At 64.7% G+C, this 21,066-nt stretch carries 16 protein-coding genes; 9 read left to right on the top strand and 7 right to left on the bottom strand.

The features are described from left to right. Positions 1–82 precede the first annotated feature (82 nt). Positions 83–1,186, top strand: coding sequence for a glycosyl hydrolase family 28-related protein (locus RI444_RS10400; RefSeq protein ID WP_207604760.1), 1,104 nt, complete (start codon positions 83–85; stop codon positions 1,184–1,186). Positions 1,187–1,242: 56 nt separating this feature from the next. Here RI444_RS10400 and RI444_RS10405 read toward each other — a convergent pair whose 3' ends face one another. Both RI444_RS10405 and RI444_RS10410 read right to left on the bottom strand, forming a co-directional pair. Further along, on the bottom strand, positions 1,243–2,040 hold the full coding sequence (locus RI444_RS10405) for a PIG-L family deacetylase (protein WP_242703093.1): 798 nt from the start codon (positions 2,038–2,040) through the stop codon (positions 1,243–1,245). 347 nt (positions 2,041–2,387) lie between these two features. Then, positions 2,388–4,364: an FAD-binding monooxygenase gene (locus tag RI444_RS10410; protein WP_207604761.1), complete on the bottom strand. Its 1,977-nt coding sequence runs from the start codon at positions 4,362–4,364 to the stop codon at positions 2,388–2,390. Between the two features lie 146 nt (positions 4,365–4,510). Here RI444_RS10410 and RI444_RS10415 point away from each other — a divergent pair, with 146 nt between their 5' ends. Then, positions 4,511–5,461: a 5'-3' exonuclease H3TH domain-containing protein gene (locus RI444_RS10415; protein WP_062096817.1), complete on the top strand. Its 951-nt coding sequence runs from the start codon at positions 4,511–4,513 to the stop codon at positions 5,459–5,461. A gap of 169 nt (positions 5,462–5,630) precedes the next feature. Beyond that, on the top strand, positions 5,631–6,269 hold the full coding sequence (locus tag RI444_RS10420) for a hypothetical protein (RefSeq protein WP_207604762.1): 639 nt from the start codon (positions 5,631–5,633) through the stop codon (positions 6,267–6,269). Positions 6,270–6,582: 313 nt separating this feature from the next. On the opposite strand, the gene RI444_RS10425 is transcribed toward RI444_RS10420, so the two are convergent. After that, on the bottom strand, positions 6,583–8,523 hold the full coding sequence (locus RI444_RS10425; protein ID WP_316963907.1) for an HNH endonuclease signature motif containing protein: 1,941 nt from the start codon (positions 8,521–8,523) through the stop codon (positions 6,583–6,585). A 241-nt stretch (positions 8,524–8,764) separates the two neighbouring features. On the opposite strand from RI444_RS10425, the gene RI444_RS10430 reads away from it, so the two are divergent. The 4 genes from RI444_RS10430 (at position 8,765) to RI444_RS10445 (ending at position 15,595) form a co-directional block, all read left to right on the top strand. After that, on the top strand, positions 8,765–9,808 hold the full coding sequence (locus tag RI444_RS10430) for an NAD(P)-dependent alcohol dehydrogenase (RefSeq protein WP_021470364.1): 1,044 nt from the start codon (positions 8,765–8,767) through the stop codon (positions 9,806–9,808). A gap of 138 nt (positions 9,809–9,946) precedes the next feature. Next, positions 9,947–12,601, top strand: a complete 2,655-nt coding sequence (gene hrpB / locus RI444_RS10435; RefSeq protein WP_242703264.1) for an ATP-dependent helicase HrpB — start codon at positions 9,947–9,949, stop codon at positions 12,599–12,601. A 30-nt stretch (positions 12,602–12,631) separates the two neighbouring features. Further along, positions 12,632–13,399 (top strand): M50 family metallopeptidase, encoded by a 768-nt coding sequence (locus RI444_RS10440; protein WP_241650827.1) that lies wholly within the window; start codon positions 12,632–12,634, stop codon positions 13,397–13,399. 96 nt (positions 13,400–13,495) lie between these two features. Beyond that, the gene (locus tag RI444_RS10445; protein WP_062096822.1) at positions 13,496–15,595 is read left to right on the top strand and encodes an elongation factor G-like protein EF-G2; all 2,100 of its coding nucleotides are present in this window, start codon (positions 13,496–13,498) and stop codon (positions 15,593–15,595) included. Between the two features lie 26 nt (positions 15,596–15,621). On the opposite strand, the gene RI444_RS10450 is transcribed toward RI444_RS10445, so the two are convergent. Next, on the bottom strand, positions 15,622–16,287 hold the full coding sequence (locus RI444_RS10450) for an alpha/beta family hydrolase (protein ID WP_031215914.1): 666 nt from the start codon (positions 16,285–16,287) through the stop codon (positions 15,622–15,624). Positions 16,288–16,385: 98 nt separating this feature from the next. Between RI444_RS10450 and ligD the strand changes: the two genes are divergently transcribed. Next, complete coding sequence (ligD, locus tag RI444_RS10455; RefSeq protein WP_207604764.1) at positions 16,386–17,411, top strand: non-homologous end-joining DNA ligase; 1,026 nt, start codon at positions 16,386–16,388, stop codon at positions 17,409–17,411. A gap of 259 nt (positions 17,412–17,670) precedes the next feature. Further along, on the top strand, positions 17,671–18,594 hold the full coding sequence (locus RI444_RS10460) for a serine hydrolase domain-containing protein (RefSeq protein WP_062096824.1): 924 nt from the start codon (positions 17,671–17,673) through the stop codon (positions 18,592–18,594). Between the two features lie 8 nt (positions 18,595–18,602). Here RI444_RS10460 and RI444_RS10465 read toward each other — a convergent pair whose 3' ends face one another. Genes RI444_RS10465 through RI444_RS10475 form a run of 3 tightly spaced genes read right to left on the bottom strand, consistent with a single transcriptional unit; the run spans position 18,603 to position 21,062 of the window. Beyond that, positions 18,603–19,223: an L-threonylcarbamoyladenylate synthase gene (locus tag RI444_RS10465; protein ID WP_021470371.1), complete on the bottom strand. Its 621-nt coding sequence runs from the start codon at positions 19,221–19,223 to the stop codon at positions 18,603–18,605. 20 nt (positions 19,224–19,243) lie between these two features. After that, on the bottom strand, positions 19,244–20,116 hold the full coding sequence (locus RI444_RS10470) for an ABC transporter permease (protein ID WP_021470372.1): 873 nt from the start codon (positions 20,114–20,116) through the stop codon (positions 19,244–19,246). Continuing rightward, positions 20,103–21,062: an ABC transporter ATP-binding protein gene (locus RI444_RS10475; protein WP_031215918.1), complete on the bottom strand. Its 960-nt coding sequence runs from the start codon at positions 21,060–21,062 to the stop codon at positions 20,103–20,105. The genes RI444_RS10470 and RI444_RS10475 overlap by 14 nt, the downstream gene beginning before the upstream one ends. Between the last annotated feature and the right edge of the window lie 4 nt (positions 21,063–21,066).

Genomic DNA, 21,066 nt, shown 5'->3' on the forward strand with positions numbered 1-21,066 from the left:
GGAGGAGGGGCCACGAGCCCATTGTCTTACCGTTGGACCCTTGCCGCCATAGGGTGCCCGGACCGCAGGATAAAGTGACCCCATGAGATCTGCCGCCGTCAAGGCAGCCGCCGGGGTCGCCGTCGTGGTCGTCGCGGGCGTGGGAGTTGCGGGCCTGTCATCCAAGCCAAGCATGGGTCCGGCAGGACCCGAATACTGCCTTGCGCCCGGAAGCCAGGCCACCCGGGTGAACCAGTATGTTGTCGATGGCTATAAGGACCCGGAAGACACGTCCCGCTCGCTGCAACAGGCCATTGACGCTGCGGCGAACGGCGGAGGGGCCGTTGTCCAGCTGCCCGAAGGAACATTCATGCTTGCTGAGCCATTGCTGCTCAAATCCAACGTTGCCCTCAGGGGACAGGGCGCCGGCACAGTACTGAAGGCCGGACCCGGTTTCCTGTCTTCCGAGGGTCCTTTCGGCGGACATCCGCTCATCACCACCAATGGGGCCAACAACGTGACCATCGCCGGACTGACCGCGGACCACAGCGGGGACCAGCTCGACGGGAATACCCGCGGCCGGCTCTCCGAATACCTCGTGGACGTCCGGCATTCCAGGAACGCGCTGGTGGAGGGGATCCGGACCCAAAATCCCTTCACCTACTCAATCGCCGTGGTGGCAAGCAGCGATTTTTGTGTCCGCAACAACCAGACCGTAGCGGACAGCAGTGGCTCCTATGACCAACTGGACGGGATCCACATCACCGACTCCCACGGCGGCGTGGTGGAAGGCAACACCGTGGATCAGGGGCAGGGAGCAGATGGCGACGACGGCTTGGTGGCCCAAACGATCGGCGCCGAGGTCTTCGACGTGGTCTACAGGAACAACAACGTCCGCGGCGGTCCGCATGGCTCCGGTCTGCAGCTGGCTGTCGGGAAGCACTCCATCCGGAACATCACGGTGGAAAACAACACCTTCCGCAATTCACCCAACGGAATCCAGACCGGTTACTACGACGGATTTGCAGCGGTCCGGGACATCCACGTGGTGGGAAACTCTTTCGCGGAGATGCCGGGGCCGTGGCTGACGTTCCATGGTGAGCTGCAGAATATCAACGTCGCGGACAACCTCTACTGCCACACAGGAAGCCTCAGGCTTGGCGACGGGCCCGGAAACAAGGCGGTCAACAACAAAGAGGGGTGCTAGCTGTTCTCCGCAGCTTAGTCAGCTGTGCCCGAACCTCAGTTGCCTGCGCCTGAACCTCAGTTGCCTTGGGCAGGAACAAAGTACGTCTCGGCCCGCGGTGGAATCTTGCCGCCGGGGAAAAGCGAGCCAGCCTGGGTGGCATACTGGCGAATCCGCCCCTGCTTTGAGGCGAGCCCCCGGTCCCATGACCAGGGCACGTAGCCGAGGCGATCCAGCCGCGAAGTGTCCGGGCCGGACACCAGATCGTAGGGAAAGTCCGAATACAGCACCAGGTTCTGCTGGTGCGCCATACCGGCTTCCCGAGTGATCAGGTGGTCCACGTGCTTGCCCACGCCCACGGGACAAAACAGGAGTTCGGCGCCTGTGAGTGCCATGAGCTCGGCGACGTCCCCCTGCAGCCGGTTGATCAAGGCCTTCTCTGCGTGGGAGATACGACCCAGGGCAACGTCGAACCGGAAGGTCGGATAACGATGGGGAAGTCCGGGCCGCACCCTGCCCCACGCCGGGATGCCGATCCGCGGGAGCCGGCGTCGGCGGAAGAGGGCGTCCACGCCGCCCATGTGCAAGGGGCGGGCACCCATCTCCGTCAGGACCTTGTTGTCCTCTGTCTTGCGGGCTTCAAACAGGTCCAGTGCGCCTGAATGCGTGCACTGCCGCAGGAAAGACCGGGCTGCCCGGGTGTGCGGGCCAGGGGTTGCTTCGGTGAACAAGGTAGCCACGATGATTTCCCTGCCACCGGCCTGAGCCTCGATCAGAGCCCCGCAGGAAAGGACCGCATCGTCCAGATGGGGAGACAGGAAGAGCCAGGGTGCGTCACCGGCCAGCGAGCGTTCAATGCGTGTGTGCGCGGGCATGGAGATCACATCTCCGTCCGTGCCATGGTGGTCCCTCGCGCGGACGGTGCCATGTGCAGGTGCAGCAGATCCATGAAGAACCTCCAATGAGCCAGACAACGTGACGTTGGGGTCCAAGCTATTGGGGGCCGTCATAGCAGGGCACGAGTAGTCGCTACTCGAATATGTGCGGTGTGGTTACTGGTCGCCGCTTCGGGTACGCAGTTTTTTCGCGGGGGAGTACTTGCCCGCTCGATGATGGGGCGGGCACCCGGGGCGATCTGCCGGCCATTCGAGCCGGAGAGCCTCGGGGCCCGCCCTGTTTTACCTGCGTTTTGCCCGCTCTGTGTACCTGGGTCCTGTGAGGATCAGGCGTGCTCCCCCACGGCGGTGCTTGCCGCGGCGGTACTTGCAGCGGCAGGCGCCTCCGCCGTCGTAGGTACGTGCACCTCATGGGCCTTCGGCGCCGACCTGAGGCCCGCGAAGAATCCGGCGAGTTCCGCCGTCGCACTCAGCGGCAGGACGTTGGCGACGTACTGGTCGGGCCGGACCACCACCACCACCCCGTCCCGGCTGAGTCCGCGTTCGTCGAAGATGTCCGCTGCCGGGTCGGTGCCGAAGACCTTCTCCAGATAGGTCAGTTTGAACGGTCCGACGGCGGGTTTGAAGACCGCGGGGACGGCATTGATGTCCACGTTCGTGTGGTCTTGCTGATAAATCACCTTGACGTCGAACCAGGCATCGCGGTCAAGGGTCGACGGCGTAGCAGCCAGTGGTGAGTCCGGTGCCGTCTCGAGCCACTCGGCAAAGTCGGCCACTGGGCCAGGGGCGCCTGCCGGTGTCGCGTCGGCGAAGACATAGATGCGCCAGCGCCCATCCGCCTTGGCATGGTGGCCCAAATGGATCGGGTTGGTGTCGCAGACCCGTCGCACGGGGGCGGACTTGAAGCGCTTGCCGACCGGAAAGCCAGTTGCAAGGTCCTGGTGGGTTGCCTCGGCAACCACCATGGAGGGGGTGTATTGGGTCATGAAGCCGGCCGGGAACTCTGCGGTGCTGGTGTAGAAGTTCTCCAGTTCCGTGGGGTCCTCAAATTCCTCGGGCTTTTTGGCCATGAGGGATGACCATTGCTTGTCGAAGTCGATGAGGTTCTTGGCTACCACTTGCCGTTCGCCGGAATAGGTGTCCAGCAGGGACTCCGGGCTCCGGCCTTCCAGTACGTGGCCGAGTTTCCAACCGAGATTGAATCCGTCCTGCATGGAGACGTTCATGCCCTGCCCGGCCTTGGCGGAATGGGTATGGCAGGCGTCGCCGGTGATGAACACGCGAGGGGTACGCTTGCCGCGCTCCTCCGGCAGAACGTCGTCGAACCTGTCCGTCAGCCGGTGACCCACCTCGTAAACGCTGTGCCAGGCGACATTGCGCACGTCCAGGGTATAGGGATGCAGGATCTGGTTGGCTTTGTGGATAATCTCCTCGATGGTCGTCTTACGGACCGCGCCGTGGTCCTCCGGGGAAACCTCGCCCAGGTCCACATACATACGGAACAGGTGGCCACCCTCGCGGGGAATGAGCAGGATGCTGCCGCCCGAGCCGGACTGGATGGCGCACTTGGTGCGGATGTCCGGGAAATCTGTCACCGCCAAGACATCCATGACGCCCCACGCGTGGTTGGCCTGGTCCCCGGCCAGGTGGCATCCGATGGACTCCCTGACCTTGCTCCGGGCACCATCGGCACCTACTACGTACTTGGCGTTGATAACCCGTTCCTGCCCTTCCAAGGGGCCTGCACTGTGAACGAGGGTCACGGAGACGGGGTAGGCGGTGTTGTCAGTAACCCGAAGGCTGCGGAATTCGTAGCCATAGTCCGGCTTCATCCTTGCGGGGGAGTTGGCCATGAACTCGGCAAAGTAGTCCAGCACGCGCGCTTGGTTCACGATCAGGTGGGGAAACTCGCTGATTCCGGTGGGGTCGTCAACTGCCCGCGCGCTACGGACGATTCTGGAGTGGTCCTCCGGGTCCGGCTTCCAGAACGCCATCTCGGTGATGCGGTAGGCCTCGGCGATGATCCGCTCAGCGAAACCGAAAGCCTGGAAGGTTTCGACGCTGCGGGCCTGGATGCCGTCAGCTTGCCCGATGGCCAGGCGGCCCGGACGACGTTCCACGATGCGCGCTGTGATATCAGGAAACTGGGCCAGTTGGGCCGCCGTCAGCATCCCTGCGGGGCCTGACCCAACTATGAGCACGTCGACCTCATCGGGTAGATCCTCCGGCCGGTTGATCCCCACGCCGGCTGCAGGTTCAACTCTGGGGTCGCCGGATACGTAACCGTGGTGGTGGAAATGCACGGGCTTTCCTCACTTCTTTGTGACGGGGCAACCTTGGGATGCCGGTGTGTTCTATAATAGAACGTGGTGTTCGATTATTGCGAATACCATAGTAATCCGGCTCACATCACCGAACAAGTCCGAATCACTCCAAACAGCGTCACCGCATGTCAGGATCAGGTATGGCCCGACTTATGCTCCTGGACACTGCCTCGCTCTACTTCCGTGCCTTCTATGGCGTTCCGGACACCATCCGCCGAAAGGACGGCACCCCGGTCAATGCCGTCCGCGGCCTTCTGGACATGATTGCCAGGCTGACCACGGATTATCAGGCAACGCATCTGATCGCTTGCTGGGATAACAACTGGCGGCCCAAGTGGCGGGTGGACCTCATACCCAGCTACAAATCCCACCGAGTGGCGGAAGAGGTAAGTTCAGGTCCCGACGTCGAGGTTGTTCCCGAAGCCCTCCAAGCGCAGATTCCCTTGATCAGCCACGTGCTTGAGCTGGCTGGAATCGCGATGGTGGGCGTCGACGATCACGAGGCCGATGACGTGATCGGAAGCTATGCGGGCCGACAGTCCATGCCGGTGGACGTTGTGACGGGGGACCGGGACCTTTTTCAATTGGTGGATGACGAGAAGTCGATCCGTGTCATCTACACGGCCCGAGGCATGAAGAACCTTGAGGTACTGACAGAGGTGGACGTCGTGCGCAAGTATCGCGTCCTGCCGCAGCAATACGCCGACTTCGCCACGCTCCGGGGAGATTCATCCGATGGACTGCCGGGCGTGGCGGGCATCGGCGAGAAGACAGCTGCGTCGCTGCTCGCCACACATGGTTCACTCGCCGGCCTCCTCGAGGCGGCAGAAGCGGCCGACGGCGGGCTGTCCGCCGGCGTTAAAGCAAAACTCGCCGCGGCCGCCGACTACCTGGAGGTAGCTCCTGCGGTGGTCAACGTGGTCCGTGACCTCGACCTGCCTTCCCTCGACGAGGTAGGCGCACAGTTGAAACCGGTGAACGGGGCTTCCCGTGACCAGTTACAGGAGCTCAGCACTGAATGGAACCTGGGCGGTGCCGTGAAACGCCTGCTCGACGCCTTCGACGCTCCCCGGTGATGCCCTGGCTGGTCGGCTCACAGCTTTGTCCATACGTTCACAGCCAATGAACAGCTTCGCATCAGCCTCCGCCGGGGTGGTCACCGCACTCTTGAGTCAGGGCAGCAACCCGGCTGCCCACCAGCAACAACGGTGACGCAACCTGGCGGTTGCGAAGTGAGGACTAGTTATGTCAAGAACCAAGCAAATCACGTTGGGTCTAGCGGCGGGAGCATTGGCCCTCGGCACCGGACTTGGTGTTACGAGCATGGCTTCGGCAACGACGACGCCGGACCCCGGCGCAACGTCGACGCCGAGTGAGGCGGCAACGCCAGGCCAAACGTCAGGTGACGGGTTGGCACCGGGCAAGGGACATGGCCGTCACGGCGGCCCCGGACGGGATGCAGGCCACCTGGCTTCTGCACTGGCTACCAAGCTGGGGGTTGATGAAACCAAAGTCACCGACGCCTTGAAGGCGTTCCGCGACGCCAACAAACCCGCTCAGGCTCCGTCTGACGACACTAAACCCTCGGAGGGAAGCACGCCGTCGGATGGAACCGAGCAGTCCAAGGGATCCGAAACCGGACGGCCGGACCGGGCAGCGATGGAGGCTGCGCTGGCAAAGTCGTTGGCTTCCTCCTTGGGTGTTGAGGAATCGAAGGTCACGGCGGCCCTCGAAGAGATACGTTCGGAGGCGAAGTCAGACCGTGCCGCCGAGCTCAAATCCAGGCTCGACAAAGCCGTCACCGACGGCAAGTTAACCCAGGCCGAGGCCGACGCAGTGACCAAAGCCGTGGAGGCAGGAGTCATTGGAGGGGGAGCCCGCTGACGTAGTCCCGCCGGTCGCGGTGAGGGGCCAGGTGAGCCATTGGGTTCGGAAGCCGTAGCGCACCCGTTTCCCCACCGCAGGACAACTGACTGAATACCAGGGCATAGCGGTTCTGAGTGACAGGATCCTTCGTGATTGCGGAGGGTCCTGTTGTTTTGTTGTCCCAAGGCGCCCAGGCTCCCTGGCTGGGGGCGCGGAGGGGTTGCTGGAGGCGCGGAGGGGTTGCTGGAGGCGCGGAGGGGTGGCTGGGGGCGCGCCAAGTGACCGGGGTGTGTCGGGGTGGCCGTGGGTGTTTCCTGTTTTGGACAGGGTGTCATGTTCGGTTGGGTGTGTGGTGGTGGTTTCGTTGGGGTGTTTGGGTGGGGTCGATGTGGGGTGGTGGTGTGAACCATGGGATGCCTTGGTGGGTGGTGATTTTCCATTGTTCTTTGTGGATGAGGTGGTGGTGGTGTGAGCACAGGAGGGTGCCGTTGTTGGTGCTGGTGGTGCCTCCTTGTGACCAGTAGGTGATGTGGTGGGCTTCGCACCAGGGTGCGGGGATGGTGCAGTCGGGGAAGGTGCAGCCTTGGTCTCTTGCGGCGATGGCTTTGCGGATGTGGGGTGGGAAGATCCGGGTGGTGCGGCCGATGTTGAGGACTTGTCCGTTGGTTCCGAGGAGGACGGGCAGGATGTCGGCGTCGCAGGCGATTTTGCGGATGGTGCTGGCGTGGATGGGGCCGGTGAAGGTCGCTGTTGCGCTGCCCGGCCGGGCTGAGGAGCCGCCCTTGTCTGGCCGGGCTGGCCGGGTTGGCTGGTCTGGCTGGGTTGGCTGGTGTGGTGGGTTTTGGAGTTGGGGGTAGAGGTCGTTGGCGTTGATGGTGACGGTGAGTTGGGGTTTGAGGCCTCCGTTGGCGGGGAGTTTGCCGGTGCGCAAGGCGTAGTTGCAGCCGGTGATGAGACCGTCGAGGAGTTTCTGGGCGCGGGAGCGGCGGTCCAGTTCGGGCCCTGGTGTGCTGTGCCCGGTGACCCTCGCGACACTGACCGTGCTGACGGTGTTGGCGTTGCTGACGCTGGTGGCAGCGCTGACGGCGCTGACGGTGCTGGGGCTGGCAGTAGTGCCCGCGCTGGTGGTGTTGGGGTTGTTGTGTGGGGTTAGGCGTGGGTTGGTGGCGGTGTTCATGGTGGTGATGAGGGTTTCGTATTGTTCGTCGGTGGCGAAGATTTCGATGTGGTGGAGTCCGCGGCGGGGTTTGCGGATGAAGGCTCCTTGGATGGTGCGGAGTTCTTCTTCGGTGGGTTCGGGTCCGTCGTGGTCGATGCGGTTGATCCAGTGTTGGGCGGTTTTGGCCAGGAAGTCGGGGTCGTTGTGGGTGGCGGTGCGGGTCAGGGCGTGTTCCATGGTGGTGAGGGTGTCGGGGTGGGCGATGAAGGCGACGCGTTCGAGGGCTGTGGTGATGATGGTCGCTGAGCGGGAGGGCACGTCGGTGGCGGCGAACGCGGTGGCGAGGTGTTCGTGCCGTGGGGTGGTGGTTTCTCCGGTGAGGGTGGTTCCGGGCAGCAGGAGCGCGGCTTGGGTCAGGCGGCGGCGGGCTTCGCGGATATCGATCCGGAGCCTGGCGCGCAGGAACTCGGCGGCGTTGCGGTACCCGTCATCGAGTACCGAACCAGGCCCAGCAACAGAAGACGTGACAGGCCCGGACCCCGCAACGGCTCCAAGCACGGCACCGGCACCGGCAACGGAGGCCGGACGGCCGGCCCGGGCAGTGGTGCCGGGTGTGTGCGCGTGGGCGGTGTGTGGGGTTTGGGTCCAGCCGGTCCGCCAGCCCGGGGCGGGCTTTGCGGGGTTGTGTTTGGCTTCGGTGCGGGTGCGTTCGACCGCGTGGGCTGCGATGATCTGCAGGTAGCCGATGCTTCGGGAGAGGTCCTCGACCCTGGCAGCGAAGTCTGCTGCTTCCTGAACATCGAACACCCGTCCTGCCGGTAACGCCAGGGCACGGGCAGTCTCCAACACCGCCGCCCCGTCCTCCAACGCCTCCATGACATCCTCAACGACCCCACCGCCGCCGGAAGGGTATTTGCTGGGAAGGTCACCGGCGCTGGGAGGGCCACCGCCGTTGGCAGCAGCGAAACCGGGTGCCGTCTCCTCACGGCCGGCCGCCGCCGTCGTCGTTCCTAAACCAGCCCTACCCACACCAGCCCCGGCTTCAGAGTCCATGGCAGCCGCAGCACCGGGCCTACCCGCCCGTTCAACCACAACCTGCCCGCTCAAACCCATAAACCAAGCCTTCCACCCCACCCAAACCCTGTAACCAGCCCTCAGCCCCTATGTGGAAAAACAAGCCAGGAAACCGGCCGAAACCTCCCCGAGACTCCGGTAAATGGACCCTCGGATGGGTACACATTCGGTACGTCGTACTGGGTAGGACTCTCCATCCCAGTCTCAACAGTGCCTCCCTCGACTTCGGAATACAGGGTTAGATGGAGGTATCCGCACATCGTTATAACGCAGGAGAAACATGCCTACCGCTACCGCATACGCTGCCCCTTCGGCCACAGGAGACCTCGCCCTCACCACCATTGAGCGTCGCGAAGTCGGCCCGCACGACGTCCACATCGACATCAAATTCGCTGGCATTTGCCACTCGGACATCCACACGGTCCGCGGCGAATGGGGCCCGCAGCAGTACCCTCTGGCACCCGGACACGAAATAGCCGGGATCGTTACTGAAGTAGGTTCCGAGGTGACCAAGCACAAGGTCGGCGACCGCGTCGGCGTGGGCTGCATGGTCAATTCGTGCAAGGAATGCGCCAACTGCGAAGCAGGCGAAGAGCAGTACTGCCTGAACGGCAACGTCGGCACCTACGGATCCGTGGACCTCGACGGCACCATCACCCAGGGCGGCTACTCCAGCGACGTGGTGGTGAACGAAGATTTCGTTGTTTCCATCCCGGAATCGCTGGACCTCGACGTCGCAGCCCCGCTGCTGTGCGCCGGAATCACCACCTATTCACCCCTGCGTCACTGGGGCGCGGGACCCGGCAAGAAGGTCGCTGTGGTGGGACTCGGCGGCTTGGGCCACATGGCTGTCAAGCTAGCCAGCGCCATGGGTGCTGAGGTCACGGTGCTGTCCCAGTCCCTCAAGAAGATGGAGGACGGCTTGAAGCTCGGGGCCAAGGACTACTACGCCACAAGCGACCCCGCCACCTTCGAGAAGCTCGGGGGAACTTTCGACCTCATCATCAACACCGTCAGCGCATCCATTGATATCAGCGCCTACCTGAAGCTGCTCGCCCTGGACGGAACGTTGGTCAACGTGGGAGCCCCCGCAGAACCGCTCCCTGTCCAAGCGGGCGCCTTGATCGGCGGACGCAGGTCCTTCGCCGGGTCTGCGATCGGTGGCATCCGCGAAACCCAGGAAATGCTCAATTTCTGTGCCGAGCATGGCCTCGGTGCCGAGATCGAAGTCATTCCCGCGGAGAAGATCAACGAAGCCTACGAGCGCGTCCTCGCCTCGGACGTTCGGTACCGCTTCGTCATCGATGCGGCCACCATCGCCTAGGCACGCCATCGCCCAGCCACGCCATCGCCCAGCCACTCCATCGCCCAGGCAATCCAACGCCGAGGCAATCCAACGCCGAGGCACGCAGCACCCAAGCCAGCCAGCATGGGGACGCCCCCGAACTCCTGAAACAATAGGCTGGTGACTTTTTCACTGGATGCCATCGGAAGCGGCCTGGTCTTCGCCGGTTCCCTGGGCAAACTCGCCGACGCTTTGGAAAGCGGGCACGACGGCGGCACGGCCGTTGTGCAGGCACCCCCGGGAACCGGCAAGACAACTCTTGTGCCGCCGTTGGTGGCCAACGTCGCAGCGCGGCGGGGCCGAACAGCTCCGCGGGTGGTGGTGACCCAGCCCCGTCGCGTTGCTGCCCGCTCCGCCGCCCGTCGCCTTGCCACGTTGGACGGAAGTCCGCTCGGAGACCGGGTAGGCTACACCGTCCGTGGCGAGTCGCGGACGGGTCCCGGGACTGTAGTGGAATTCGTCACCCCGGGCATCCTCCTCCGGCGACTCCTGGCAGACCCCGGCCTCGACGGCGTTGACGCGGTGGTCCTTGACGAAGTCCACGAACGCGGCCTGGAAACGGACCTTCTGCTGGGCATGTTGTCCGAAGTGAGGCAGCTGCGTGAGGAACTCATCCTGGTGGCGATGTCTGCCACGCTTGACGCGCAACGTTTCGCGGCCCTGCTGGGGCAAACCTCCGACGGCGGGCAAACCTCCGACGGCGGGCAAACCTCGGACGGCGGCGGGCCGGCGCCCGTCGTCGACTGCCCGTCGGCGCTCCACCCCCTGACGGTGGAATGGGTTCCAGCGCCGTCACAGCGACTGGACGAACGTGGCGTAACCCGTGCATTCCTCGACCACATTGCGGAGACAACTGCGGTGTCCCACGCAAGGGCTTTGCGCAGGGATCCCTCGGTGGACGCGCTGGTCTTCCTCCCGGGCGTCCGTGAAGTCTCGGACGTGGCGGCGAGGCTTCGTTCCGGGCTCGTTCCCGGAACCGAGGTGTTGGAGCTTCACGGGCAGGCGTCTGCGGATCAGCAGGACCGGGCCGTGTCCGGCCGGCGGCCCGGGGACCCTCCGCGGATCATCGTGTCCACCGCCCTCGCGGAGTCGTCGCTCACTGTTCCGGGGGTCCGGTTGGTGGTGGACTCGGGGCTTTCCCGGGAGCCCCGGCGTGATTCGGGGCGTGGCATGTCGGGGCTGGTCACCGTGTCAACGTCGCGGGCGTCGGCAGAGCAGCGGGCGGGCCGCGCCGCACGCCAAGGTGCCGGCACAGTGGTCCGCTGCTACGACCAGCAAGCTTATGCAGCCGCTCCAGCGCACCAGACCCCGGAGATCGCCGTCGCCGACCTCACCTCAGCGGCCCTGCAGCTTGCCTGCTGGGGTGCGCCCAGGGGCGAAGGCCTTGCCCTTCCCGATGCCCCGCCGCGGGCTTCGATGGATGACGCGGTGGAGGTCCTACGGGAACTGGGGGCTCTCACCGATGCTGGACTGGCAACAGATCTCGGCAAGGTGCTGGCACGAATACCCGCTGACCCCAGGCTGGCCAGGGCTTTGCTGGACGGGTCCTCCACCGTCGGGCGGAAGCTTGCTGCAGAGACCGTGGCCCTCGTGTCGGGAGATCAGCGTGCCCCGGGCGGAGACCTGGTGCAACTCCTCAGGGCGATGCGCAGTGGATCCCTTCCGGCGTCGCGGCGTTTTTCAGAAGAAGCCCGGCGGCTGGAATCCATAACCCGCAACGTGGGCAACGCCGTCGTTCCGTCCGATACGTCCCTCAAGCTGACTGGGGACCAGGCGCCCGGATACGTTGTCGCCCTGGCGTTTCCGGATCGGATCGCCCGGAGGGCATCGGACCACGGCTCCAGCTATCAGCTCACCTCGGGGACCCGCGCCGGGTTGCCGGCGGGAAGTCCGCTCGCCGCGCACGAGTGGCTCGCGGTTGCGGAAGTATCGCGGGCCCAGGGGCGCGATACTGCCGGGACCGGGGCCGTGATTCGTTCGGCTGCTCCGCTGTCAGAATCTTTGGCCCGGGCAGCGGCTCCGAGCCTCGTGCAGGAAATCGTGGAGGCACGGTTTGATCAAGGTCGCCTCAGCGCCCGTTTGGAGCGGCGCATCGGCGCGATCGTGGTCTCCTCGACGCCCATCCGGCCTTCTCCCGAAGCGGGGCGGGAAGCCATTGCCACGGCTTTGGGCAGGGGCGGCCTGGCAATGCTTGGCTGGTCGGAAGCGGCTGATTCGCTTCGTCGACGGCTGGCGTTGTTGCGCCGGGAGTTGGGCGGGCCGTGGCCCGACGTCAGTGAGGCCGGCCTCTTGGCGCGCCTTGACGAATGGCTTGCCCCCGAACTCGAGGCCCTTGCGGGCGGCAAGCCGCTGAACGCAGTCGACCTGGCAGAACCGCTGCAGCGCCTTTTGCCGTGGCCGGAGGCGGTTCACTTCGACGCCCTCGTTCCGGAGCGGCTGGAGGTTCCCAGCGGCTCGCGCGTACGCATCCTCTACCCGGAGGTTGCGGAAAGAGCAGCGGACGACGGCGGCAGGCCAGTGGTGGCAGTCAAGCTTCAGGAATGCTTTGGTTGGGACCGCACGCCACGGTTGGTCGACGGCAGGGTACCGGTTCTGTTCCATCTCTTGTCGCCGGCGGGCAGGCCGCTGGCAGTGACGGACGATTTGGCCTCGTTCTGGTCGGGTCCGTATTCCCAAGTCCGTGCCGAGATGCGGGGACGCTACCCGAAACATCCCTGGCCGGAGGACCCTTGGACCGCGCCCGCCACGGCCAGGACCAAGAACCGCATGTAGCTCCCGGACTTCTTGCGTAGCATTGCGACGGTGACTCAAACCCCTGTCGATTCTTCCAGCGTGCCCGGAATATGGTGGTCGGCTGTTGTCCGTGGTTTTACGGACGTCCACACCACAACGGTGCCGTTGCCGGTTCTCTTGGCCATTATCGGCGGCGCGACGCTGCTGAGTCTTCCCCGTCTCACGTGGCGCTGGTTCGGCCTGTATGTCACGTTTGTCCATGAACTCGGCCACGCCTACGCCGCCCTGATGACAGGCCGCTTCGTCCACAGCCTCCGGATCGGACTGGACCACTCCGGCCGGCTCGTCAGCAGTGGACGCAGCGCGTTCGGAGCCGCGTGGTCCGGTTTTTGGGGGTATCCCGCACCTGCCGTTGTGGGGCTGGCCCTGATCGCCGCCTTCTCTGCGGGCCGGGCCGGAGCCGCCATGTCCGTCGGCGCTGTGATCCTCTTGGTCTCCTTGATCTTCCTCCGTAACCTGACAGGCATCCTGGTTGCCGTCATCAGCGCGGGAGTAGCCCAGCTGCTGCTGGTGTTCGCCGACCCCGGGACAGTGAACTACGTCGTGCTTGCCCTCGGCATCGCGCTGTCCGTGGGGGCCGTGCGGGACCTCTTCAAACTGGCCGGGGTGCACACCCGTCACAGGTCGCGGATCCAGTCCTCTGACGCGTGGATCCTGGCCAGAACCACGGGAGCACCGGCGTTTGTCTGGTTGAGCGCCTTTACGGTTGTTATCTCGGCAAGTGTGCTGGTGTCCGGCTGGTTGTTGTGGGGCATGCTGGATTTTGTGCGTCCCTAGTGCTTGCCCTGTGGTCGCTTGAGGGTGTCCAATCCTTGTACATGTCCGAACCGCCTGAGCTCGGACACGAACTTGGCTACCACCCAGGAGGTGCCCATGTCCGCGAAAGGTACGCGCGAAGCGGCCAAAACCACAGTCCAGGGCGGACCCGAGCCCCGCCGGTCCGAGAACGGGACAGCCCTCGCAGCCAGCCAACCCGCCAACGTCCGGAACGTGGCACTCGTGGGACATTCGGGTGCCGGGAAGTCGATGCTCGTTGAAGCGCTCCTCGCGGCAACGGGGGCCATCACACGGATGGGGTCCATCACGGATGGAACCACTGTGAGCGACTCGGACCCGTCCGCTGTCCACCAACAGCGCTCCGTCACGCTCTCCGTAGCGCCGATCCTCGTGGGCGACGTGAAGGTCAACCTGATAGATACCCCCGGCTACACCGACTTCACCGGCGAATTGCGTGCCGGTTTGAGGGCCGCGGACGCGGCCCTTTTTGTTGTCTCGGCCGTGGACGGGATCGACGGCGCGACCGTCGCGCTGTGGGGCGAATGCGAGAAGATCCAGCTTCCCCGGGCCGTGGTCATCAGTCGGCTGGACCACCCACGGGCAGACTTCCACGCCGCCGTCGAACGCAGCCAGGACGCTTTCGGAGAGGCCGTACTGCCGATGTACCTGCCCACTCCTGACGGTGTGGCCGGCGTCCTCGACCCCCCGGGCTCCGCAGACCCGGCGCTTGAGTCCGCGCTCGAAGCTGCCCGTGGGCCGCTCATTGAGGGCATCATCGCCGAAAGTGAGGATGAAACCCTCATGGACCGGTACTTGGGCGGCGAAGAACTCCCTCTGTCGGACCTCATTCAGGATTTGGAGACAGCGGTTTCGCGGGGCCGTTTCTTCCCGGTCATGCCAACCTCGGCCGAAACCGGTCTTGGGTTGCAGGAGCTGATGTCGCTGCTCGTCGATGCCCTGCCGTCGCCCCCGGCGCGTCCCGCGCCGCCGGCCATGAAGCTGGACGGGTCATCCCTGAAACCGCTGAGCTGCGACCCGGACGGGCCGTTGGCTGCGGAAGTGGTGAGGACGACGGTTGATCCGTTCCTCGGCCGGGTTTGCCTCGTGAGGGTGTTTTCCGGAACCCTGCGGGAGGATTCGTCGATCCACATCGGCGGTCGTGGTTTGGCGGACAGGGGCCACGAGGACCACGATTCCGACGAACGCGTCACTCATTTGTACTCGCCCGTGGGTTCCAGCCTCAAAGCTGTTCCTTATTGCATCGCGGGAGATATCTGCGCCATCAGCAAACTGGCCGGAGCTGAGACCGGGGACACGGTGTCGGACCGCGAAAGCCCCTTGCTCATCGAGACGTGGAACATTCCCGAACCGTTGATGCCCATCGCGGTCGAAGGGGCCTCACGCAGCGATGAGGATGCCCTCGCCAAGAACATCGGAAAGATCGCGGCGGCAGACCCCACCCTGAGGGTGGAACGCAACCAGGACACCCACCAATTGATTCTTTGGTGCATGGGCGAGGCCCACGCTGAGGTGGTCCTGGACAGGTTGCGTGCCCAGGGCGTGAAACTCCAGACCGTCGATGTCATCACGCCGTTGCGGGAGACTTTCGCCGGCAACGCATCCGGTCATGGACGCCACGTGAAGCAGTCCGGAGGCCACGGACAATTCGCCATCTGCGACATCGACGTGGAACCGTTGCCGCGCGGTGCGGGGTTCGAGTTCGTGGACAAGATCGTCGGAGGGGTCATCCCCGCCACCTACGTGGCTTCCGTGGAAAAGGGCATTCGGGCCCAGATGCTCAAGGGCGTGGCTGAGGGCTTTCCTGTGGTGGACATCAAGGTGACGCTAACCGGCGGAAAAACCCACAGCGTGGACTCCTCCGATGCCGCCTTCCAGGCAGCCGGCGCGCTGGCCCTTCGGGAAGCGGCAGCAGCCACCAGGATCCAGCTGCTGGAACCCGTTTCCAGTGTGGTGGTCAATGTTCCCGACGAGTACGTGGGCGCGGTCATGAGCGACCTCTCGGGCCGCAGGGGACGCGTGACGGGCACTGACGCAGCTCCCGGCGAGGGCGCCGAGATCAGCGCGGAAGTGCCGGACCAGGAACTTCTCCGCTACGCAGTGGAGTTGAGGGCCCTGACTTCCGGCACCGGACGCTTCCGGCGGTCCTACCTTCGGCATGAACCCGTCCCCAAGTAGGGCAGGTTGGTACTGCCGCCAAGCGCTCAGGGATTGTCCCGCACAAACTGTGCAACGGCGGGTGCCAAGGAAGCCCCGATCTCCTCCGCACTCCGTTTGGCACCCTTGACCGCGAAAGAGTGGTCCCCGCCCTCACACCACTGGAGCGTCGCCGTCGGTCCAATGCGTTCTACTACCGACTCCAACAGCTCAGGCGTTGCAAAGGTATCCCGGGTGCCTTGGAGGAAGAGCATCGGAACAGCGATGCCGTACAGGTGCTCATCGCGCAACTTGTCGGGCTTCCCGGGGGCGTGCAGGGGATAGCCGAGATACACCAGACCGCGCGTTTTCATGCCCTCCGCGACGGCCATGGACGCCATCCGGCCCCCAAAGGACTTTCCGGCCGCCCACAGCGGTTCGCCCTCGGACAGTCCGGCTGCTGCCTCCATTGCCGCGGTCCACGCAGCGATGGCCAGCGGTGGCCGGTCCGGGAACCGCCTGCCGGCTTCGCGATAGGGAAAGTTGAACCGGAGGGTCGCCACGCCTTCATCGGCCATTGCCTCCGAGAAACCCTGCAGGAAGGGATGCTCCATCCCGGCACCCGCTCCATGGGCCACCACCATCGTGGCGAGGGGCTTGGAGGGGCGGATCGAAAGGCCGGAAACTTCGGCGTCGCCGACGTGGATGGACACTGCGCGGGGCGTTAGGGGCATGCATCCATCATGAAGGACGCGTGGCCATATTCCGGCGCATTGCGCGAAATGCCTCCGAGCTGCAGACGCGCACGGCCCGGACACGGTAGCTTGTGGGCATGGCGAGCGAATCCACCACCATCACAGTGCCCGGTCCCGATGGCCCACGGGAGGTGCGGGTTTCAAGCCCGGGCCGGGTGGTGTGGCCGGAAGCGGGTCTCACCAAACTTGATCTTGCGAACTACCTGGTGGCAGTGGGTGAGGCCTTCGTGACCGCCAACGGCAACCGTCCCGTCAGCCTCCAACGGTATTCCGGAACCATCGAAGGCGACATGTTCTTTTCCAAGAACCCGCCCAAGGGTGCCCCGGACTACGTCAGGTCGGTGATGGTGACCTATCCCAGCGGACGGTCGCATCCGCAACTGGTCATCGACGAGCCTGCAGCTGCCGTGTGGGCAGCCCAGATGAACACCGTCGTCTTCCACCCGTGGGCCTCCAAAGCAGATAACCCGGACAACCCCAATCAACTCCGCATTGATTTGGACCCCCAGCCCGGCACGGACTTTGCCGATGCGATCCCGGCGGCGCAGGAACTGCGCAAGGTCCTTGACGAGGCAGGACTGACCGCCTTTATCAAAACGTCCGGCAACCGCGGCCTCCACGTGTACGCACCTATTGAGCCCAAGCACGAGTTCCTCGAAGTCCGCCATGCCGTGATTGCCGCCGGACGCGAGCTGGAGCGCCGCATGCCGGACAAGGTCACTACGGCGTGGTGGAAGGAAGAGCGCGGAACCCGGATCTTCGTGGACTTCAACCAAGCGAACCGGGACCGCACCATTGCCGGGGCTTACAGCCCGAGGGCGGTTCCCCAGGCACAGGTTTCCTGCCCCCTGACGTGGGACGAACTGGAGGATGCCGACCCCGCCAAGTACACCATCCGGACTGTCCCGGAACGGCTGGAGAAGTCAGGGGACCCGTGGGCCACCATGCACGACGCCCCCGGGAACATCGATGTCCTGCTGCAGTGGTGGGAGCGTGACGTCAAGAACGGCCAGGGCGAAATGCCGTTCCCCCCGGAATTCCCCAAGATGCCGGGGGAGCCGATGCGCGTGCAACCCAGCCGGGCCCGCAAGCCGGAGGAGTAGGCGGGGTCGGACAGTGAGACGGGGGCTGACTCCAGCGATAGTTGCGGCACGGCCTGGCCCCCGCCGCTGCGTGGGGGCGCGTCTTTCGGCTGCACTTCTTGGACTCGGCCTGCTGACCGCCTGCACCGGTTGGCCGGATCAGCCGCCGCCTGACGCCCCCTCGCAGGCAACTACTGCAACTGGACCGTCGCCGACCCGGTCAGGTCCGACGTCGGCCCCTCCTGAGGCGTCCTGGTCGCCGGCAGTACCTACTGACGCAATGACAGCATCGGCGGCTTTCCGTGAGTTGCAGTCCAGCATTGAACTTTTCAGCCGTGAGATGATCGCGCTCGGCGCCCCGGCTGTGATCGTGGAGGCGAGGTCCGGGACCCAGGCCTGGAAGCACGCGGCGGGCTTCAGGAACATTGCAACCGACACACCGGCGGGGCCCGATGATCCCATGGTGATGGGCGGGGTTTCCCGGAGCATGCTCGCGGTTTCCGTGCTGAAGCTCGCTGAGGAAGGGCTCCTGGTTCTGGACGCCCCGGCCTCCGCTTATCTCGCGCCTGCGGACATCCCTCCTGGCGGTGCGGCCGCGACCATCCGCGGGTTGCTCGCGGACCCGGACAGCGGGCGTACGGACTTGCTGCTGCGCCGGGTTGTGGAGGTTTTGCGGGGCACTGGGTACTCCGAGGTCCTGGCCCGGGACATCCTCGATCCGCTCGGCCTTCGCACGGTGGCTGTCTACGGTCCTGAACCCATACCGCCCGGGGTGGTGCACGGCTTCGTACAGCTCAATGGGAAAACCGTTGATGTGATGGAGACCGGAGCGCTGGGGTCCCGCGGTGCGCAGTTGTTTGGCACGGTGGGGGACATCAACGCTTTCTACTCGGGCCTCCTCGGCGGCAAGCTCGTGGCACCCTCCAGCCTTATCCTGATGAAAGGGAGCGTCCTGGCAGAGTACGGACTAGGCCTGGACCAGTGGCAGGATCCCTGCACCAACGGAAATTACTACGGCCATGCGGGCGATGTGCCTGGGTACGGAGTGATGTCGCTGAGCAGCGCTGACGCCAACAGGCAGATCACTATCGCCGTGGCGTATCCGCCGGCGCCTTTGGCGGAAGCACCGTCGGCCGTAGCTTTGGAGATCACCAGCCTCGCCCAAGTGGTGCTCAACGCGGGCTGCCGGTTCCGCTTTGGATAACCCGGGGGCTATTCGAAACGCGACGGATCGCCGGTTCCGCGGCGGACAACCTCGGCGAAACCGCTGGAGAAGTCGATGACGGTGGTCGGTTCCGACCCCGTATCGCCGGAATCGATGACTGCATCCACCTCGTTGTCCAGGCGCTCCTTGATTTCCCATCCCTGGGTCAGTGGTTCTTCCTGGTCGGGCAGGAGAAGCGTGCTGGACAGCAGCGGCTCCCCGAGCTCAGCGAGGATGGCCTGAACCACCTTATGGTCCGGAATTCGCACCCCTACCGTCTTCTTCTTGGGATGCAGGAGGCGCTTGGGAACTTCCCGGGTAGCCGGGAGAATGAACGTATAGCTACCGGGGGTGACGGCCTTGATGCTCCGGAAGACGTCATTGTCCAACATGACGAACTGCCCCATTTGCGCAAAGTCCTTGCAGACCAGGGTGAAGTGGTGTTTGTCATCAAGGTGCCGGATGGTGCGGATCCGGTCCAGCGCCTCCCGGTTTCCTATCCGGGCTCCCAAGGCATAGCAGGAATCAGTGGGGTAGGCGATGAGGCCGCCGTTTTGGACCATGTTCACAACCTGGCTGATGGCGCGCGGCTGTGGGTCAACTGGGTGGACGTCAAAGAATCTGGCCATGGAATGAGCCTACGTCAAAGCTAAGACAGAACGTCCTTATTGGAGAATTTCGCGTACGCCAGGGCACCGCAGACCGCCACGTACCCTGCTTGGAGAAGCGCGTTCTCCCCAAAGGAGTTCCAGGACATGGGTTGCCGCAGCAGATCGGCGAAGCCAAGCCAGTGGTGGCTGAACAACCACGGATGCAGCCAATCGAGCTGCGGGAGGTTGTCCAGTACCTGCGAAACCACCGCCAGAACAACCGTGGCGGCCATCGCGCCAACCGGGACATCAGTGAAAGTCGACACCAAGAGGCCGATCGCGGACAGCCCCAGCAGGGAAACCGTAATGTAGGCGGCAATGAGGAGCGTGCGCACCGCGGCCTCTCCCACACCGATGGTGTCACCCGACAGTAGGGTCACCGGACCCACCGGGAAAAGTACGACGCCGGCCAAGGCACCTGACGCGGCCACGATCAACGTCGCTGCGCAGCAAAAGGCAACGGCGCCGGTGTACTTCACCAGCAGTAGCCGGACGCGCCCTGCCGGCGCGATCAGGAGATACCGCAACGTCCCGAGGTTGGCTTCTCCGGCGATGGTGTCTCCCGCTACGACACCTACCGTGAGGGGGAGAAAGAGGGGAACGCACACCACCAAGGCGGTAAAGGCAACGAACAGTCCGTTCTGGCTGACGCGGTCAAGGAAGAGCGGACCCCGACCGGGCGGCACGTCCCGGCTGGAAAGCTTCACGGCGACGGCAATCAGGATCGGCACAGCTGCCAGGGCCAGGAGCATGGCCCACGTCCGCACCCTCCGGAACAACACGGACAGCTCTGAACCCAGGAGTGCCAGCCCCGGACCGCCCGAGGCGCCTGAACCGCCGTCGGGCTGCCTCCGGGTTTCAACCGACGACATCGAACCCAGCGCCCGTAAGCGCAACATACTGTTCCTCGAGGCTTGCGTTTTCCACCGAGAAACCGCGCACCCTGACACCGTCCCGGACCAGGGCAGCCGAAATCTCCTCAGGGGCAACGCCGTCCATCCCGGTGGCCATCGCCGTTCCTGCCGACGGCGTGCCGGGCACCAGGCCAAGGCGCGCCAGGACACCGACGGCTTGATCGACGTCGGGCGTCTTTACCGTGACCCGGGACTGTCCGGCAGAGCGCAACTGCTCCAGCGGCCCCTGGGCAACCAGCCGGCCGGCGCTCATGATGCCCACGTGGGTGCACATCTGTTCCACCTCGGACAAGAGATGGCTGGAGACAAAGACCGTGGTCCCGTCGGCCGCGAGGGAGCTCACCAGATGCCGGACCTCCCGGGTTCCTTGTGGATCCAAACCGTTGGTGGGTTCGTCGAGGACCAGCAGTGACCGGTCCCGCAGCAGCGCGTTCGCCAGGCCCAACCGCTGCTTCATGCCCAGCGAATAGGCCCGGACCTTCTTCCGGGCTGCATGTTCCAGGCCAACCCGTTCGAGTGCTGCGGCAACCCGCCTCTTCCGGGTCGCCGCCTCGGCATGCCGGTCGGCAGTATCCAAGCGCAGCAGATTCCCCTCTCCGGACAGGAAAGGATAGAAGCCCGGCCCTTCCACCAACGCCCCAACGTCGGGGAGTACGCTGGCAAGCCCCTGCGGCATGTCCTTGCCCAACACGGTGATGCTGCCTTGGTCGGGTGACACCAGGCCCAACAGCATGCGGATGGTGGTGGTCTTTCCCGAACCGTTCGGGCCAAGAAAGCCAAACACGGAACCGCGGGGAACGGCCAGATCGGTGCCGGCCACGGCGGCTCGTTGGCCGAACCGCTTTACCAATCCTCTGGTCTGAATGGCCAGTGCTGTGCTGTTGCCGCCCCCGGGTTCCGCCATGGAA

This window comes from Paenarthrobacter sp. AT5 (assembly GCF_032764245.1).
Lineage (GTDB): Bacteria > Actinomycetota > Actinomycetes > Actinomycetales > Micrococcaceae > Arthrobacter > Arthrobacter ureafaciens.